This is a genomic window from Microbacterium sp. UMB0228 (genome assembly GCF_002871415.1).
Lineage (GTDB): Bacteria > Actinomycetota > Actinomycetes > Actinomycetales > Microbacteriaceae > Microbacterium.
In genome coordinates, this window is the sequence record NZ_PNFU01000007.1 from 37,037 (window position 1) to 52,729 (window position 15,693).

The following is a 15,693-nucleotide window of genomic DNA, read 5'->3' on the forward strand; positions in this document are numbered from 1 at the left end:
TCGGAGTCTGAGCCGACCGCGGATCGCGAGAGAGCCCGTTCCCATCTGGGGGCGGGCTCTTTCGCTGTCCGGTGGCCCGTGCGAATACGGCACCCAGACCTCTACGTACTCATATGGGGGCGCTTCATACACATATACAGACTTTTAGCTGTCTTTTGACTCCGTAGTCGCTTATGCTCGATCCCGCAGCCGGGGGGGCTCGCAGGAAGAGGGCAGCATGTCGCAGGACTATGAAGTCGACACGGACGTGTTGCGGGCGATGGCGGCGAAGACGCGACGCATCGTCGCAGACGTCGGATCGACCGACCTCGCCCCGCCGACGAGTGCCGGCCACGAGTGGGTGGTCGCAGCCTCTGAGCGGTTCGCCGAAGCCTGGTCTGCGGGCCTCGCGTCCCGGGTGACGGACTCCGACGACTTCACCGAGCGTTTGGCGACGACGGCCCGGGTCTTCGACGAGGGGACGGATGCCGCGAAGGCCGAGGTCGACGCGATGATCTGGGAAGAGTGATGGAGCTCGGGCAGACCCGCTCCGCCGCCGCCCTCATTCCCGGCTCCCCCGGCGAGGTCAGGCAGGCAGCCGAGGCGTGGAAGGCGCACAGCGTGGCTGCGGCACGAGTGCACGACCAGCTCGCGGCGCTCGACGACGAGGGCACCTGGACGGGCGCGGCCTACGATGCGTACCTGGCGCGCTTCGATCGTCAGCTGCTGCACTGGTCGAACGCCGGCGACGGGCTCCGCGAGGGTGCTCACGCCCTGTTCACCTGGGCGGATGCTCTCGAGTGGGCGCAGGAGGAAGCCGCGCGCGCCATCACCCTGTGGGACGAGGCCGAGCAGCAGGCCGCCACGGCACTGGCCGCGCACCGCGCCCACGTCCGCGAGCTTCGGGTCGGGCAAGGCCTCCGGCACCCGGAGGTGGAGGTGCCGTTCGTCGACCCGTCCGGTCTGGCGCATGAACAGGCCAGAGAGGTGCTGTTCAACGCTCGGGCGACACTGGAGGTGTTCGCCCGAGACTGCACCGTCCGGTTGAACCAGGCTGCGGAGACAGCGCGCATGCCGCTCACCGAGGCTGAGGCCGCGACCGCCGCCCAGCATGCCGTCACCGAGGCGGTGTTCACCCTTGCTGTCGTGCAGCCGTTCCACGCCACGATGGACATGCTCGCTGTCGCCGCGCAGACGCTGTGGGAGCACCCGGACATCATCCTCGAACTCCTGGGCGGCGCTGCGACCTTCATCGGAGGCGCCACACTCGCTGTCGGTGGCGGAGGCCTGACGGTGACCGGAGTCGGTGCCATCGCTGGCGCGCCCGCCATCGCCGCCGCCGGCGTCGGCGTCGCCGGCGCCGGCGCCGGACTCGTCGGCGACGCGGCAGGGCGATGGTTCCGCGAAACCGACCGAACCCCAGACTCCCGCAAGGGTGTCGATCGCGGGGATGGACGAGACTACGAGGGCAAATACGCAAACGGTCAGGAGAACAAGCCGTGGGTCGACAAAGAGAAGATCGGACTCGACAAGTTCGCCGCTGAAGAGCAAGTGGAAGTGATCCGCACCAAAGCCAAGGTGGGCTACGACGGCGCGCCGCAGGACGGCCGATACTATGACGGCCTCGTCCGAAACCCTGACGGGACGTTCACAGCTATCGAGGTCAAGTCCGGTGGTGCTTATGACGCGTATTTCCGGCCGGGGAGCACACAGCGCCAGTTCGACGCGCAAGTGAACGATGGGGCCGTCGCGAGAGGGCAGCTCAATGGTGAGAGTATCGAGATTTCTAGGGTGATTGTGAGAAGGGAACCATGAGCAGCTACGGACCGTTCGCAGAGAGAACCCCACGCGGCCAGGAAGGGTGGATTGAAGAGGTCTTTCGTCCGGTCCCGCACACTCTTCGACTGAGGCTCGAAGCACTGGACGGCCTGGAGACATTCACCTACATCATCTGGCGGGGCAGCGACCCGACGAGCATCGTGGGGTTCGAGTCCAAGCCTGGTGGATCCTTCATGCAGGCGGCGGGTTCAGCCGATCAGATGACCGTGGAGGTCCGGTTGGCAGGGCCTGACGGTCAGACCCACCTGTACACGGTAGGGCGTCCCGAGCCTGCCGACGAGACGACGCTGATCCCCATCAGTCAGACCCGTGCGGTGCGCGTGTTCTCGAACGAGGTGTTCACCGCTGACGAGGCCGCGGTCATTTTCTACACGTACTACCTCACCGACGCCGTCGCTCAGCCGTACGTCCTCCGCGAGCTCGACCTCAGCCAGGAGCTGTCGGAGGAACGATGAAAGTCGCGGTCCGCCACGACGCCGTCAGCGACACGGTCGCGCGTCTCGCCCTCACCGTCCGGCAGTTCCAGGAGCAGCTCGACACCCTCGACGCGGAGGCCGCTCGACTTCGATCCTTATGGTCCGGTGAGGCGCAGGCAGCATACGACCGCGCCCACCACGACTGGGGCACCGCCATCCGCCGTATGAAGGCCGCCCTCGCCGAAGCCAACCGACGGCTCATCACCGCCAACGCCATCTCCATAGAGACCGCGAGCACCGCCGCCCGCCTCTGGAAGTGACGCTCATACGGTCCGAGATGGAACCCCGCCCGCGGCAACCTGGACGGCCAAAACATCGTCGTCATCATCACGCGAGTAGAGAGCAGGGATGTCCCATGAGAGCGCCATTTACGCATGGCGAAGAAACACCCAGCGGGCAGCGCGGCTGGATCACGGACAGCTTCCGCCCCATTCCCGCGCATCTGAGGCTCATGCTGGGCCACCTGGACGGCGAGCGAAAGCTGACCTACATAATCTGGCCCGGATCCGATCCCTCCAGCACCGTGGGCTTCCGCGAGCCTGCCAGGGATACCTTCATGCAGGCGGCAGGCACTGCCGACGCAATGACGGTGGAGGTGAAACTGCCTGGACCTGACGGTGAGAGCCACTTGTATACGGTCGGGCGTCCCAAGCCTGCCGACGGGACGACGCTGATCCCGATCAGTCAGACCCGTGCGGTGCGCGTGTTCTCGAACGAGGTGTTCACCGCAGACGAAGCCGCGGTCATCTTCTACACGTACTACCTCACCGACGCCGTCGCTCAGCCGTACGTCCTCCGCGAGCTCGACCTCAGCCAAGAGCTGTCGGAGGAACGATGAGAGTCTTGAGACGGCCAGCACCGCTGCCCGCCTCTGGCGGTGACGGCGCTCCTGGCATGGCCCGCGTCAGGGCTCGTCGGCGACGATCTCGGCCTTGAACCCCGCGGAGTTCTCCAGCCATCCGGCGTAGTGATCCGGCCCACCGGCGTGCGGGTAGCGCTCCGCGTACAAAGGCCGCCAGCCGTGCTCGGGTGCCGCCGCGATGATCGCGTCCACTCGGCTCGGCGGGCCCGCCGCAAACGCGAGGTGGTTCACGCCAGGGGCGCGACGATCGTGTTCGCTGCCGCTGAGGTTCGGGGATGTCGTGAGGGTGACATACGCGCCACCCGCCTCCCAGGACTCGCCCTCGGGCCACGCGCTGGCGCGGACGAACCCCACCGCACCGAGCAGCCACCCCCACTCAGCTCGCGACGACACGAGGTCGGCGGCCCAGACCTCCACATGGTGAATCCCTGCCATCCGTCCAGTCTCCCAGCTGCCCGTGGATCCGCCGTTGCAGGTGTCGGCCTCCACGTCAACCCCAACGCAGTGTTTTCTCTGCGCGGATACGGTGAAGACACCGTCGGGATACCCGGTCCCGCCAATGGAGGACGCCGTGATCACCCAGGAAGCCCCGCCCACCGCCGCGCTTCTGGACGGCCGCTACCGCCTGGCGGAGGCTGTCGGCATGGGCGGGATGGCGACCGTGTATCGCGCGGAGGACATCGCCCTCGAGCGCACCGTTGCCGTGAAGATGTTCCGCGAAACCGACGATGCGGTCGTCCCCGTGGAGCGGGTGCATTCGGAGAAGGCCCTGCTCGCTGGCCTGAACCACCCGGGCCTGGTGACTCTTCTGGACGCGTGTCTCGAGCCCGGCCGACCGAAGTACCTCGTGATGGAGTACGTGCCGGGGCCGACTCTGAGCATGCGGATGGCCCGCGCGACGGTCACACCTCAGGAGGCGGCCACGATCGGAGCGGACATCGCCTCCGCTCTGCACGCCGTGCACTCCGCGGGCATCGTGCACCGCGACATCAAGCCGTCGAACGTCCTCCTCACGCCGCCCGTCGACACGAACGGCCGATGGGCCGCGAAGCTTGCTGACTTCGGGATCGCGTGCACCATGGACACGTCCAGAGTCACCACCCCCGGGATCGTGCTCGGCACACTCACCTACATGGCCCCGGAGCAGCTGCGGAATGGCGACCTCCGGCCGTCCGTCGACATCTATGCGCTCGGGCTCGTCCTGCTGGAGGCCCTCACCGGCAAGCCCGGCTTCGCCCCCACCCTCAGCGTCGAATCCGCCCTCGCCCGTCTCCACATCGCGCCAGAGATCCCCGCGGAGCTGGGATCGGAATGGGCCGCACTGCTCCGTGCGATGACGGCGATCGACCCCGAGGCACGTCCGCACGCTCTGGAGGTCGAGAGCGAACTGCGCCGGCTGATCGATCTCCCCGTCACCGAAGAGGTGGCAACGGACCTCACCGTGCCGCTTCCGGCGCCGACGGCAGGCGCCCTCCCCCGCACCCGCGCCGAGGCTCGCGCCCGCCGTCGCGCCGCCTCGGTGCACCCCGCGGCGTCTCCGGCGCGGCGCACGCGCCGTCGTCGCGAGTCCCTGCTCATCGCCGCCGTGGTCGTCCTCGGCGCGGTGACCACGGCCTCCGCAGCACTGGTCGGACACGGCGAGCAGGCTCTCGCCAGCTCGGGCGCCGTCTTCGACGGTGCGTCGAGGATCGTCGACAACGTCGAGGACTCCGTGCCGGTCGAGCCGGCTCCCGCGGACGCCGTCGTCGACTCCGAGCCGGCGGAGACCGTCGCTGTGGAGCCGGTGGCCGCGACCCCGGTGGCACCGACGGCACCGGTCACCGAGTCGGTCGACGAGGAGAGCCTGCCCGAGAACGCCGCACCGCAGGCGCAGGAGAACCGAGGCAAAAGCCCGGGCCGCGACGGCAACAACGGCAAGGGCAACAGCGGCAAGGGCAACAGCAGCCACTGACCCGACGCTCCCGACGCCCGCCGAGCCGGCGGGTGTCGCTGAGCAGCGCGCGGGACCGGGTGGAGGATGATCGAGTGTCGAGTATCGACAGAGGGAGGGGACCATGCGTCGCAGGAAGTTGATCGCACCGCCGGATCAGGCACCCAGCGTGTCCGCGCAGCGACGGTCGCCCTCGAGCGTGGTCGCCGGCGCCAGGGCGAACCCGTTCATGTTCGGTCTCCTCGGCGCCCTCGGGGTGCTCGTCGCGCTCATGATCGGCGGCATCGTCGGCCAGCTCGCCACCGTGCTGGTCTACATCGGCGTCGCGCTCTTCCTGGCGCTCGGCCTCGATCCCATCGTGCGGTTCATCGAGCGCAAGCTCCCCCGTCCCGCGGCCGTCGCCGTGGTGGTGATCGGCGTTCTCCTCGCCTTCGCCGGAATCATCCTCGCCATCGTTCCCACCCTCGTGGAGCAGATCGGGAACCTGATCGAAGACGGTCCGAAGATGGTCAAGGACTTCACGAACAGCGCCTGGTTCCAGGACGTCAGCGGACAGTTCGGCGGCACGATCAAGGACGCAGTGGACGGCGTGGTCGGCTTCGTGCAGAACCCGGACAACTTCCTCGACATCGGCGGCGGTGTCTTCGCCGTCGGCGCCGGGATCGCCGGAGGCCTGACGGGCATCACGATCGTGGTCATCCTCACGCTCTACTTCATGGCGTCGCTGCGCAGCATGAAGCGGGTGGCTGCCCGATTCGTCCCGGCGTACCAGCGCGACACGTTCAGCGAGCTCCTGGAGGACGTCTCCAGTGCCGTCGGGCGCTACGTCATCGGTCAGGCGAGCCTCGCCCTAACCAACGGCATCCTGAGCCTCATCTTCCTGACCATCATCGGAGCGCCAGTGCCGGCGCTGCTCGCACTGATCGCCTTCATCGGCTCGATGATCCCGCTCGTCGGAACCCTCTCGGCGTCGATCATCATCTCGCTCATCTGCCTGTTCGTCTCGCCGACGACCGCGCTGATCGCGATCATCTACTACCTGATCTACATGCAGATCGAGGCGTATGTGCTCTCTCCGCGGATCATGAACAAGGCCGTCGACGTCCCGGGCGCACTGGTCGTCATCGCCGCCGTGGCCGGTGGCGCGCTCGGCGGGATCCTGGGTGCGCTCGTCGCGATCCCGGTGGCCGCGAGCATCATCATCATCGTGCAGAAAGTCGTCTTCCCCAACCAGGACAGGAAGAGGACGCCGCCCGCGGTGACCGTCGCCTGATCAGCGGACGAGGACGGCGCCCGGCTGCACGCGGACGGTGAAGGCGTCGATCTCGCCGACCTCCTCGCCGTCGATCTCGAACATCTGCGGCGCGGCGAGCTGCACGCGGATCCGCTCCGCCGACACGTGGGTGGTGGAGTCCGTGCTGACCGCCTGATCGACGTTCCCGATCATGCGACGGATGCCGTTGTCCCAGACGACCGAGCGGACGGTGTCGAGCCACTGCAGCGCGCCGTCGGAGCTGATGAGCAGCATGTCGAGGAGGCCGTCGTCCAGGACGGCGTCGGGAAGCAGCCGGATGCCGCCCTGGAGCATGCCGCAGTTGCCGACGAGCAGCGTGTGCCCGCGCACCTCCTCCGGTTCGTGGTCGTCGAGCTGCAGCGTGATGTCCGTCATCTCGGTGCCGGCCAGTGCGCGCCCCATCGCCTCGACGTAGGCGAGCCAGCCGGCGCGATCCTTGAGGTCGTCGTTGGTCTCCACGAGCATCTGCGCGTCGACCCCGAACCCGACCATGACGGAGAAGGCGTGCTCCTCGCCGTCGAACTCCACCCAGCCGAGGTCGATGCGGTGCGGCTCGGAGTCGCGGATGTGCTCGAGCGCCGGCAGCACGCCCTCCAGCGGAACACCGAGGTTGCGCGCGAGCAAGTTGCCCGTGCCCTGCGGCACGATCCCGAGAGCGACATCGGTGCCGACCAGAGCTTCCGCGACGGCGCGGATCGTGCCGTCGCCGCCGACCGCGATGACGAGAGCGCAGCCCTCCTCCACGGCCTTCGCCGCGACGCCGCGACCGGGGTCGTCCGGGGTGGTCTCCCCCCAGCGCACATCGGCTTCCTCGCCGAACGCGAGGGTCACCGCTTCCCCGAGGACATCCCGGTCGGACTTCGTCGGGTTCCAGATCACGCCGATGCGAGGAGAGGTCATACGCTCACTCTGAGCGACGGAGGACGATCGTGCAACTCGACCGGCCGTCTAGCCGTAGAAGAGCTGCTCGAAGGTCCGCCGGGCGCGCCGCGTGACCGCCAGGTAGTCCTCCTCGAGCGGTGTCGCCGACCGGGGCGGATAGCCGAGCAGACGGGCCAGGGCATCCAGCTGACGGCGGTCGGCAGGCAGGACGTCGCTCGTCTGCCCCGTGAGCAGGGTGATGCCCGAACGGAGACGGCTCGACAGCAGCCAGGCGGCCCGCAAGCGCTCGGCGTCGTCCTCCTCGACGAGCCCGGCTGCGACCGCGGCGTCGAGCGCGTGCAGCGTGGACGTGGTGCGGAGACCCGGGACGTCGGTCGCATGCTGCAGCTGGAGGAGCTGCACGAGCCACTCCACGTCGCTGAGAGTTCCCGGCCCGAGCTTGAGGTGACGACGGGGGTCGGTGCCCTGCGGCAGCCGCTCCCCCTCGACGCGCGCCTTGATCCGCTTGATCTCCCGGAGCCCCTGGAGGTCGACCGTCTCCGGGTACCGGACGCTGTCCGCGAGCTCCATGAACCGCCCGATGAGCTTCGTGCTCCCGGCGACACCGCGCGCCCGCAGGAGCGCCTGCGCCTCCCAGGACAGCGACCAGCGACGGTAGTAGGCCGCGTAGGCATCGAGGGACCGCACGATCGGACCGTTGCGCCCCTCGGGCCGCAGACCCGCGTCGAGGTCGAGAGGAAGGCGATGATCCGTCAGATGCTCACGGAGTCCCGCCACGATCCGCGTCGCGAGCTTCTCCGCTCTGCCCGGGTCGACGCCGTTCGCGTCGTACACGTACAGGACGTCGGCATCGGACCCGAAGCCGAGCTCGGCACCCCCGAACCTTCCCATGCCGATGACCGCGAAGTCGAGCGCCGCGTCCTCGGGCGGCACGACCTCGCGGAGGACGGCGCGGAGGCCCGCCTGGATCGTCGCGTCCGTGATGTCGGTGAGCGCGGTGGCCACCTCCTCGATGGTGACGACGTCGAGGACGGCTGCCATCGCCGTGCGCAGGAGCTCGCGACGCCGCAGGGCCCGGACGGCCCGCAACGCGTCGGCGACCGTCTCATGGCGCGTCTGGATCGCTCGGGCCTCGTCGTCGAGCGCCTGCGCGCTCCGCGGACGCAGCCGCTCGGCGCTGTCCAGCCACGCCACCGACTCCGGGATCCACTCCAGCAGCTCGCCGATGTACCGCGACGACGACAGCAGTCGGGTGAGGCTCTCGGCCGCGCCGGAGGAGTCCCGCAGCATGCGCAGGAACCACGAGGTGTCCCCCAGCCGCTCGCTGATGCGGCGGAACGCGAGGAGGCCGTAGTCGGGGTCGCTGCCGTCCGCGAACCAGCGCACCATGACGGGCATGAGGTGCCGCTGGATCGTCGCCTTGCGGCTGAGTCCGCGTGTCAGCGCGCCGATGTGGCGCAACGCTCCCGCCGGGTCGCGGAACCCGATCGCGGCGAGCCGGTCGTGAGCCTGCTCCGCGGAGAGGGTGCGCTCCTCCTCGGGCAGTCCGGCCACGGCGCTCAGCAGCGGGCGGTAGAAGAGGCGGGTGTGGATGTCGCGTACCTCGCGGCGGACGCTCTCCCAGCGTGCCCAGACGCCCTCCCCCGTCTCCGCCAGCTTCGTGCTGCGCGCCAGGATGCGCAGGCCGGCCGGCGTCTTGGGCATGAGGTGGGTGCGGCTGAGGTCGCGCAACTGCAGACGGTGCTCCATGAGCCGCAGCACCCGATAGTCGTCCGCGAAGGTCCCCGCGTCCGCCCGGCCGATGTAGCCGCCGGCGACCAGGGCGTCCAGGCTCTCCAGCGTGCCACGCGTGCGCAGCGACTCGTCGGTGAGACCGTGCACGAGCTGCAGGAGCTGCACCGTGAACTCGATGTCACGCAGCCCGCCCGCCCCGAGCTTGAGCTGGTACGGGGCGTCCTCCGGGTCGATGTGCTCCATGACCCGCTCACGCATGCGCTGGACGCTCTCGACGAACTCCTCCCTGGCGGCACTCGACCACACGCGCGGCTGCACCGCCTCGATGTAGGCAGCGCCCAGGTCGGGGTCGCCCGCCAGCGGACGAGCCTTCAGCAGAGCCTGGAACTCCCAGCTCTTCGCCCACCGGTCGTAGTACGCGACGTGCGATGCGAGGGAGCGCACGAGGGCGCCCTGCTTGCCCTCCGGGCGCAGCGCCGCGTCGACTTCCCAGAGCGGCGGCTCGACCTCGATGGCGCTGAGGTTGCGCATGGTGTCCCTGGCCAGACGCGTGGCGATGTCGATCGCCTGCGGCTCGGAAAGCGCCTCTCCATCCGCCGTGCCGCCGACGAAGATGACGTCGACGTCGCTGACGTAGTTGAGCTCCCTCGCGCCGGCCTTCCCCATGCCGATCACGGCCAGCTGAGTGGCAGCGACGGCGTCCCGACCGGCGGACGGCGCCTGGCGGGTGCGGGCGATCGCGAGCGAGGCCTCGAGGGCGGCGCCGGCGAGATCCGCGAGGGAAGCGGCGACCGCGGCGACGACCTCTTCGGGACGCGAGTGACCGAGATCGAAGGCGGCGATCTCCGCGAGGTTCCGCCGATACGCGACGCGGAGCGCCACGACCGTCCCGTCGTCCGCCGCGTCGGCGAACCCGTCCTCCGCCCCGACGGCAGCGAGGAGACGATCGCGCCACACGTCCGCCGTGGGGAGCACGTCGATCGGTGCGGCCAGCACGTCCAGCTCGTCGGGATGCCGCAGGAAGAACTCCGCCAGTCCCACGGAGGCACCGAAGACGCGCCAGACACGCCGGCGCGTCTCCTCGTCGTCCGCGAGCGCCCGCAGCGGGTCAGGGTCTCGTCGAGCGACCCGCAGCATCCCGCGAACGGCCGCATCCGGGTCCGCAGCGACGGCCGCCTCGAGCAGCATCGCGCGCGGCACGCCGAGCAGGCTCTCAAGCTCCGCCAGCGACGCCGCGGCCTCGCTCAGCTCAGCGAACCCGAGCCGGGCGAGGGCCGAGAGCGAGGCGGAGGCGTCGGGGCGAGCCATGCCGCGCTCAGAGGAGCTCGAGGTTGTTCTTCAGCTCCAGCGGCGTGACCTGGCCGCGGTACGCCTCCCACTCCTTGCGCTTGTTGAGCAGCACGTAGTTGAACACCTGCTCCCCCAGCGTCTCCGCGACGAGCTCGGAGGCCTCCATGTACTCCAGGGCGTGGTCGAGGCTGGCGGGCAGGGCGGAGTAGCCCAGCGCCCGGCGCTCGGCGTCGCTCAGCGCCCAGACGTTATCCTCCGCCTCCGGCGGAAGCTCGTACTCCTCCTCGATGCCCTTGAGACCGGCGGCGAGCATGAGCGCGTACGCGAGGTACGGGTTCGCCGCGGAATCGAGCGCGCGGTACTCGACGCGCGAGGACTGCCCCTTGTTCGGCTTGTACATCGGGACGCGGACGAGCGCAGACCGGTTGTTGTGGCCCCAGGTGATGAAGCTCGGCGCCTCGTCGCCGCCCCAGAGCCTCTTGTACGAGTTGACGAACTGGTTCGTCACGGCGGAGATCTCGTTGGCGTGCTTGAGCAGGCCCGCGATGAAGTGACGGCCCGTCTTGGAGAGCTGGTACTTCGCACCCTCCTCGTAGAACGCGTTCTGATCGCCCTCGAACAGCGACATGTGCGTGTGCATGCCGCTGCCGGGCTGGCCGCTGAGCGGCTTCGGCATGAACGTGGCGTACACGCCCTGCTCGATCGCGACCTCCTTGATGACCGTGCGGAAGGTCATCACGTTGTCTGCGGTGGTGAGGGCGTCGGCGTAGCGGAGGTCGATCTCGTTCTGGCCGGGGCCGCCCTCGTGGTGGCTGAACTCCACGGAGATGCCGAGGTCTTCCAGCATGCGGACCGAACGGCGACGGAAGTCGTGCGCCGTGCCCCCGGGGACGTTGTCGAAGTAGCCGGCGGAGTCGACGGGGACGGGCCCCTCAGGACCGAACGACGACGACTTGAGCAGGTAGAACTCGATCTCCGGGTGCGTGTAGAACGTGAAGCCCGCATCGGCGGCCTTCGCGAGCGTCCGCTTCAGCACGTGACGGGGATCGGCCACCGCGGGCTGTCCGTCGGGCGTGGTGAGGTCGCAGAACATGCGCGCGGTCGGGTCGATCTCCCCGCGCCACGGCAGCGTCTGGAAGGTCGTCGGGTCGGGCTGGGCGAGCAGATCGGACTCGTACGTGCGGGTCAGCCCCTCGATCGCGGAGCCGTCGAACCCGATGCCCTCGGCGAAGGCGCCCTCGACCTCGGCCGGCGCGATGGCGACGGACTTGAGCGTGCCGATCACGTCGGTGAACCACAGGCGCACGAACTTGACGCCGCGCTCCTCGATCGTCCGGAGGACGAAGTCCCTCTGCTTGTCCATGGCTACTCTGCGCCCTGGCCCTTCTCTGCACCGAAACCGCTGGAGGGCTTTGCGTCCCAGCCCTGCTCCGCGGCCTCTTCCTCGGCCCAGGCACGCGACCGCTCCTTGAGGACCTCGGGGGCGCGGTGCGCCTCGGCCTCGGTGTCGAACGGACCGATGCGGTCGATGGACGGCGACAGCATGCCGAACTCGACCTCGCCCGTGACGGAGTTGTACCAGTACTTGTGATCGCCGTCGGTCATGGCTGCTCCTTCTTCCCGCGAGCGGTTGGGGTGATGTCATCGATCCTACTGGCGTGCACCGTGGTCGCTAAGCTATCGGCCATGGCAAAAGCGATCGGCGTCGACATCGGCGGCACGGGCATCAAAGCGGGAATCGTCGACCTCGAACACGGCACCATGGCCTCGGATCGGGTACGCGTGCCCACTCCGGCAGGCGCGGCACCGGAAGACGTCCTCGTCGCGGTGCAGACGGTCCTGAAGACGCTCGACGTGCACGAGTCGACCCTGCCGCTCGGCGTGGCGTTCCCCGCGATCGTCAAGCGCGGCAAGACCCTCTCCGCGGCGAACGTCTCGAAGGAATGGATCGACTTCGACGCCGAGCGCTTCTTCCGCGACGGCCTCGGCCGCAACATCGTCTTCGTGAACGACGCCGACGCCGCCGGTGTCGCGGAGGCCCGCCACGGAGCCGCACGCGACGTGCTCGGCTTCACGCTCCTGACCACGCTCGGCACCGGGATCGGCTCCGCGTTCCTGTACGACGGCGTGCTGCTCCCGAACACGGAGCTCGGCCACCTGAACTTCCGCGAGTACGAGTCCGTCGAGACCTATGCGGCCACCTCGGCGCGCGAGCGCGAGGGCCTGAGCTGGGAGGAGTGGGCCGAGCGCCTGCAGGCGTTCTACTCCCACATCGAGTTCCTGTTCAGCCCCGACCTGTTCGTGGTCGGTGGCGGCGTGTCGAAGAACGCGGGCGACTTCCTGCCCCTGCTCGACCTGAAGACGCCGATCGTCCCCGCGATCCACCGCAACAACTCGGGCATCATCGGCGCGGCCTCGCTCGCCGGCGACTGACCCTTCGACAGGCTCAGGGCTCTTCGACAGGCTCAGGGACCCAACGAGAGAAGGCCCCGATGACGGGAGTCATCGGGGCCTTCGGCGTTCGAGGCGAATGGGCCGACCTGTACGCCGGGTTCTGTTCCGGGGTTCTTCGCCCCTTCGACGGCCATCTCTCTCGGCGACACGTTGCCGTGCCGCTCCAGCGGTCTACCCGAGGACTCGGCGGGCCGCGTCATCATCCTCTGTCTGACCTTGCTCCGGGCGAGGTTTACCTGGCGGGCCGTGTCACCACGGCCCCCGGTGGTCTCTTACACCACCCTTTCACCCTTACCCCTTCGGGCCCTTCGACAAGCTCAGGGACCGAACGGGCGGTCTGCTCTCTGTGGCACTGTCTCGCGGATCACTCCGGGTGGGTGTTACCCACCGCCCTGCCCTGTGGAGCCCGGACGTTCCTCGGTGCGGTTGCCCGCCACGCGACCGTCCAGTCGACCCATTCGCCCCTCCAGTCTACGGGGCCTCACTTCTCGGCGGAGTCCGCGATGCGCAGATCGAGCGGCACGTCGATCGGGAAGGTGCCGAACAGGCGGGAGGTGGCGACGGCAGCGGCCTCGCGGACGGCGTCGGCCGCGGCCTCCGCATGCTCCTGCGGCGTGTGCAGGATGACCTCGTCGTGCAGGAAGAACGCCAGGTGCGGCTCTCGGGCGAACGGCCCCGATGCCTCGGCCGCGCCGAAGACCTCGGGAAGCTGTGCCAGGCGGTGACGGATCTCGGCGAGCCAGATGAGCGACCACTCCGCCGCGGTGCCCTGGACGACGAAGTTCCGGGTGAAGCGCCCCCACTCCCGTGCGCGGCGGCGGGCGAGGGAGACCACGGCGGGATCGGCGTCGGCGCCCGTGGCATCGGCCTGCAGTCGCATCCACTCCGTGGACGGACGCGGCGAGGAGCGACCGAGCCAGGTCGAGACGATGCCACCGTCCTCCCCGACCCGCGCCGCATCGTCGACGAGCGCCATGGCGCGGGGATAGACCTTCCGCAGCCGGGGAACGAGTCGCCCGCTGTCGCCGCTGGTGGCGCCGTACATCGCTCCCAGCACCGCGTACTTCGCCTCCTCGCGGGTCGCGACGGCACCCGACGCGACGACCCCCGCGTAGAGATCGCCGCCGCGCGCCGCGGCCGCCATCGCCTCGTCGGCCGCCATGGCCGCGAGCATCCGCGGCTCGAGCTGGGCGACGTCCGCGACGACGAGGGCCCAGCCCGGATCCGCACGCACCGCGGGGCGGAGGTTGCGCGGCAGTTGCAGCGCGCCGCCGCCGGCCGATGCCCACCGTCCGGTCACGACGCCTCCGGGGATGTACACCGGGCGGAAGCGGCCGTCCTGCACCCATTCCGACAGCCAGGTCCAGCCGTTCGCGCTGAGCAGTCGAGACAGCTTCTTGTAGGCGAGGAGCGGCTCGATCACGGGGTGATCGTGCGCGGACAGCTCCCACTTGCTCGTGGACTCCACCGACACGCCCACGCGGTGCAGCGCCCGCAGCAGCTTCGGCTGGCTGTCCAGGTGCAGCGTGGGGTCGTCGAGCAGGGCCCGCACCTCGTCGCCCCGCTCCACCATCCGTCGGGGCAGCCCGCCCGAGGCGGGACGAGCGCCCAGGGTCTCGGTGAGGATCGCGTCATGCACTCCGGCGTCCCACGGGAGCCCCGCGACGCGCATCTCCTCGGCGATCAGCCCGCCGGCCGACTCTGCGGCGCACAGCAGCGTCAGGCGCCCGTCGGCCGCCTCCGCCATCACGATCCGCTGCGCGCGGTACTGCTCGAGTGCCGCGGTGACCGCGTCCTCACCGGACTCCTCGTCGAGGACGTCGAACAGGGAGGGGGTCGTGTCGACCGGGTCGCGGCGCTCCCACGCCGCGGCGGGTGCCAGCGGCGTGGACACCATGGCCGTGTCGCGCAGGATCGCGTGACAGAGGACGAGGTCGTGGCTGCGCGTGATCCTGACGCCTTGGCTCAAGAGCAGCGCGTAGATCTCGGCCGCGCTGCGGATGATCCACCGCGGGGCGTCGGCGGCTTCGACCGCGGCCACCCATCCCGCGAGTTCCGCCGCGGGCAGGAGCGTGCGCTGCTGCTCCTCGTCGTGCTCGTCCAGCTCGATCGCGGCGTACTCCCCCGCACCGAGACCGACCAGCGCGAGGCGTCGCTCCGGGCCCGACGCCGGCGCCGTCACGGGCGGTGCAGGCCGGATGCGCTCATGACGAGAGTCCCGACTCCTCGGTGCGCACGAGGATGCAGCCGCACTCGGGGCACGAGACGACCTCGTCCTCGGGCGCGCGACGGATCTCGTTGAGATCGGTGCCTGGCAGCATCATGCGGCAGCCTTCGCAGGTTCCGCGGGTGAGGAGGGCCGCTCCGGCGCTGTTGGCGGCGCGGCGATCGTACTCCGCGAGAAGCGGCGCGGGAACGGTGGCGGCGACCGCCTCCCGGTCGCGGGCGAGCTGGGCGCCGAGCTCGGTCGCCGCAGCGACATCGGCCTTGCCCTGCGCGGTGAGGGCACTCCCCTCCGCGGTCGTCGCATCCAGCAGCGCCTGCTGGGCGGCCACGGCGGCGTCGGCTTCCTCGACTCGGCCCATGACGTCGAGCTCCGCGTCCTCCAGGTCGCTCAGACGCTTGGCGAGGCTGGCGAGCTCGTGCTCCAGAGCCTGCGCCTCCTTCGGGTTGGTGGCCGCCGCGAGGCGCTGGGTGTCGCGGTCGCGCCGCTGCTCGGCCAACGCGACGTCCGATTCCAGCCGCGAGAGCTCGGTGCGGGCGTCGTCCCTGGCGCCGGTCAGGACCGTGAGCTCGCGGAGCTGCTCCTGACGGATGGCGACGAGCTCGGCGATCCGGCCCGCCTGGCTCGGCTGCGTGCGGGCGCGCTCCGCCTGCGCGATGCGCCGGTCGAGGTCCGCGATGTCGAGCAGGGTGCGCTGGTTCTCCGGGGTGGCGTTCACGCTCTCAAATC

15 protein-coding genes and 1 other RNA gene are annotated in these 15,693 nt (G+C 69.7%); 8 read left to right on the forward strand and 8 right to left on the reverse strand.

All coding sequences use genetic code 11. The features are described 5' to 3' along the window. The first annotated feature begins 217 nt into the window (after window positions 1-217). The 5 genes from CJ226_RS14890 (at window position 218) to CJ226_RS14910 (ending at window position 3,132) form a co-directional block, all read left to right on the forward strand. The gene (locus tag CJ226_RS14890; protein ID WP_062634394.1) at window positions 218-508 is read left to right on the forward strand and encodes a hypothetical protein; all 291 of its coding nucleotides are present in this window, start codon (window positions 218-220) and stop codon (window positions 506-508) included. After that, window positions 508-1,794 carry a WXG100 family type VII secretion target gene (locus CJ226_RS18175; RefSeq protein ID WP_180964621.1) on the forward strand — a complete coding sequence of 429 codons (1,287 nt, stop codon included), beginning with the start codon at window positions 508-510 and terminating at the stop codon, window positions 1,792-1,794. The genes CJ226_RS14890 and CJ226_RS18175 overlap by 1 nt, the downstream gene beginning before the upstream one ends. After that, on the forward strand, window positions 1,791-2,273 hold the full coding sequence (locus tag CJ226_RS14900) for a hypothetical protein (protein WP_062634390.1): 483 nt from the start codon (window positions 1,791-1,793) through the stop codon (window positions 2,271-2,273). The genes CJ226_RS18175 and CJ226_RS14900 overlap by 4 nt, the downstream gene beginning before the upstream one ends. Next, window positions 2,270-2,554, forward strand: coding sequence for a WXG100 family type VII secretion target (locus CJ226_RS14905; RefSeq protein ID WP_102209678.1), 285 nt, complete (start codon window positions 2,270-2,272; stop codon window positions 2,552-2,554). The genes CJ226_RS14900 and CJ226_RS14905 overlap by 4 nt, the downstream gene beginning before the upstream one ends. Before the next feature lie 191 nt (window positions 2,555-2,745). After that, window positions 2,746-3,132 carry a hypothetical protein gene (locus CJ226_RS14910; protein WP_146008252.1) on the forward strand — a complete coding sequence of 129 codons (387 nt, stop codon included), beginning with the start codon at window positions 2,746-2,748 and terminating at the stop codon, window positions 3,130-3,132. A 66-nt stretch (window positions 3,133-3,198) separates the two neighbouring features. Here CJ226_RS14910 and CJ226_RS14915 read toward each other — a convergent pair whose 3' ends face one another. Continuing rightward, a complete protein-coding gene (locus tag CJ226_RS14915; protein WP_102209680.1) occupies window positions 3,199-3,591 on the reverse strand; it encodes a VOC family protein in 393 nt (130 codons plus the stop codon). A gap of 136 nt (window positions 3,592-3,727) precedes the next feature. Here CJ226_RS14915 and CJ226_RS14920 point away from each other — a divergent pair, with 136 nt between their 5' ends. Together CJ226_RS14920 and CJ226_RS14925 are read left to right on the forward strand one after the other, a co-directional pair. Next, window positions 3,728-5,107, forward strand: coding sequence for a serine/threonine-protein kinase (locus CJ226_RS14920; protein WP_180964615.1), 1,380 nt, complete (start codon window positions 3,728-3,730; stop codon window positions 5,105-5,107). 148 nt (window positions 5,108-5,255) lie between these two features. Next, window positions 5,256-6,359, forward strand: coding sequence for an AI-2E family transporter (locus CJ226_RS14925; protein ID WP_374754541.1), 1,104 nt, complete (start codon window positions 5,256-5,258; stop codon window positions 6,357-6,359). Here the strand turns inward: CJ226_RS14925 and CJ226_RS14930 are convergent, their stop codons facing one another. From CJ226_RS14930 to CJ226_RS14945, 4 genes are read right to left on the reverse strand one after another with little or no spacing between them, the layout of a single operon-like run. After that, window positions 6,360-7,280 carry a diacylglycerol kinase family protein gene (locus CJ226_RS14930; protein WP_060923238.1) on the reverse strand — a complete coding sequence of 307 codons (921 nt, stop codon included), beginning with the start codon at window positions 7,278-7,280 and terminating at the stop codon, window positions 6,360-6,362. Between the two features lie 48 nt (window positions 7,281-7,328). Further along, window positions 7,329-10,304 (reverse strand): bifunctional [glutamine synthetase] adenylyltransferase/[glutamine synthetase]-adenylyl-L-tyrosine phosphorylase, encoded by a 2,976-nt coding sequence (locus CJ226_RS14935; protein WP_102209683.1) that lies wholly within the window; start codon window positions 10,302-10,304, stop codon window positions 7,329-7,331. 7 nt (window positions 10,305-10,311) lie between these two features. Then, entirely contained in the window at window positions 10,312-11,649 is a 1,338-nt protein-coding gene (gene glnA / locus CJ226_RS14940) for a type I glutamate--ammonia ligase (RefSeq protein ID WP_025103603.1), read from the reverse strand. A gap of 2 nt (window positions 11,650-11,651) precedes the next feature. Next, window positions 11,652-11,891 carry a hypothetical protein gene (locus CJ226_RS14945; RefSeq protein WP_062634376.1) on the reverse strand — a complete coding sequence of 80 codons (240 nt, stop codon included), beginning with the start codon at window positions 11,889-11,891 and terminating at the stop codon, window positions 11,652-11,654. An 81-nt stretch (window positions 11,892-11,972) separates the two neighbouring features. Here CJ226_RS14945 and ppgK point away from each other — a divergent pair, with 81 nt between their 5' ends. Further along, on the forward strand, window positions 11,973-12,719 hold the full coding sequence (gene ppgK, locus CJ226_RS14950; protein WP_025103605.1) for a polyphosphate--glucose phosphotransferase: 747 nt from the start codon (window positions 11,973-11,975) through the stop codon (window positions 12,717-12,719). Window positions 12,720-12,813: 94 nt separating this feature from the next. Here ppgK and rnpB read toward each other — a convergent pair. The 3 genes from rnpB to CJ226_RS14965 form a co-directional block, all read right to left on the reverse strand. Then, an RNA gene (gene rnpB, locus CJ226_RS14955) (RNase P RNA component class A) lies at window positions 12,814-13,197 on the reverse strand. 24 nt (window positions 13,198-13,221) lie between these two features. Next, window positions 13,222-14,922 carry a bifunctional 3'-5' exonuclease/DNA polymerase gene (locus CJ226_RS14960; RefSeq protein ID WP_102209684.1) on the reverse strand — a complete coding sequence of 567 codons (1,701 nt, stop codon included), beginning with the start codon at window positions 14,920-14,922 and terminating at the stop codon, window positions 13,222-13,224. Window positions 14,923-14,944: 22 nt separating this feature from the next. Next, window positions 14,945-15,682 (reverse strand): zinc ribbon domain-containing protein, encoded by a 738-nt coding sequence (locus tag CJ226_RS14965; protein ID WP_102209685.1) that lies wholly within the window; start codon window positions 15,680-15,682, stop codon window positions 14,945-14,947. Window positions 15,683-15,693: the final 11 nt, after the last annotated feature.

Bases quoted from the DNA above. Each gene is read 5' to 3' on its own strand.
- CJ226_RS14890 (WP_062634394.1), top strand. From the start codon at position 218: ATGTCGCAGGACTATGAAGTCGACACGGACGTGTTGCGGGCGATGGCG.
- CJ226_RS18175 (WP_180964621.1), top strand. From the start codon at position 508: ATGGAGCTCGGGCAGACCCGCTCCGCCGCCGCCCTCATTCCCGGCTCC.
- CJ226_RS14900 (WP_062634390.1), top strand. From the start codon at position 1,791: ATGAGCAGCTACGGACCGTTCGCAGAGAGAACCCCACGCGGCCAGGAA.
- CJ226_RS14905 (WP_102209678.1), top strand. From the start codon at position 2,270: ATGAAAGTCGCGGTCCGCCACGACGCCGTCAGCGACACGGTCGCGCGT.
- CJ226_RS14910 (WP_146008252.1), top strand. From the start codon at position 2,746: ATGCTGGGCCACCTGGACGGCGAGCGAAAGCTGACCTACATAATCTGG.
- CJ226_RS14915 (WP_102209680.1), bottom strand. From the start codon at position 3,591: ATGGCAGGGATTCACCATGTGGAGGTCTGGGCCGCCGACCTCGTGTCG.
- CJ226_RS14930 (WP_060923238.1), bottom strand. From the start codon at position 7,280: ATGACCTCTCCTCGCATCGGCGTGATCTGGAACCCGACGAAGTCCGAC.
- CJ226_RS14935 (WP_102209683.1), bottom strand. From the start codon at position 10,304: ATGGCTCGCCCCGACGCCTCCGCCTCGCTCTCGGCCCTCGCCCGGCTC.
- glnA (WP_025103603.1), bottom strand. From the start codon at position 11,649: ATGGACAAGCAGAGGGACTTCGTCCTCCGGACGATCGAGGAGCGCGGC.
- CJ226_RS14945 (WP_062634376.1), bottom strand. From the start codon at position 11,891: ATGACCGACGGCGATCACAAGTACTGGTACAACTCCGTCACGGGCGAG.
- ppgK (WP_025103605.1), top strand. From the start codon at position 11,973: ATGGCAAAAGCGATCGGCGTCGACATCGGCGGCACGGGCATCAAAGCG.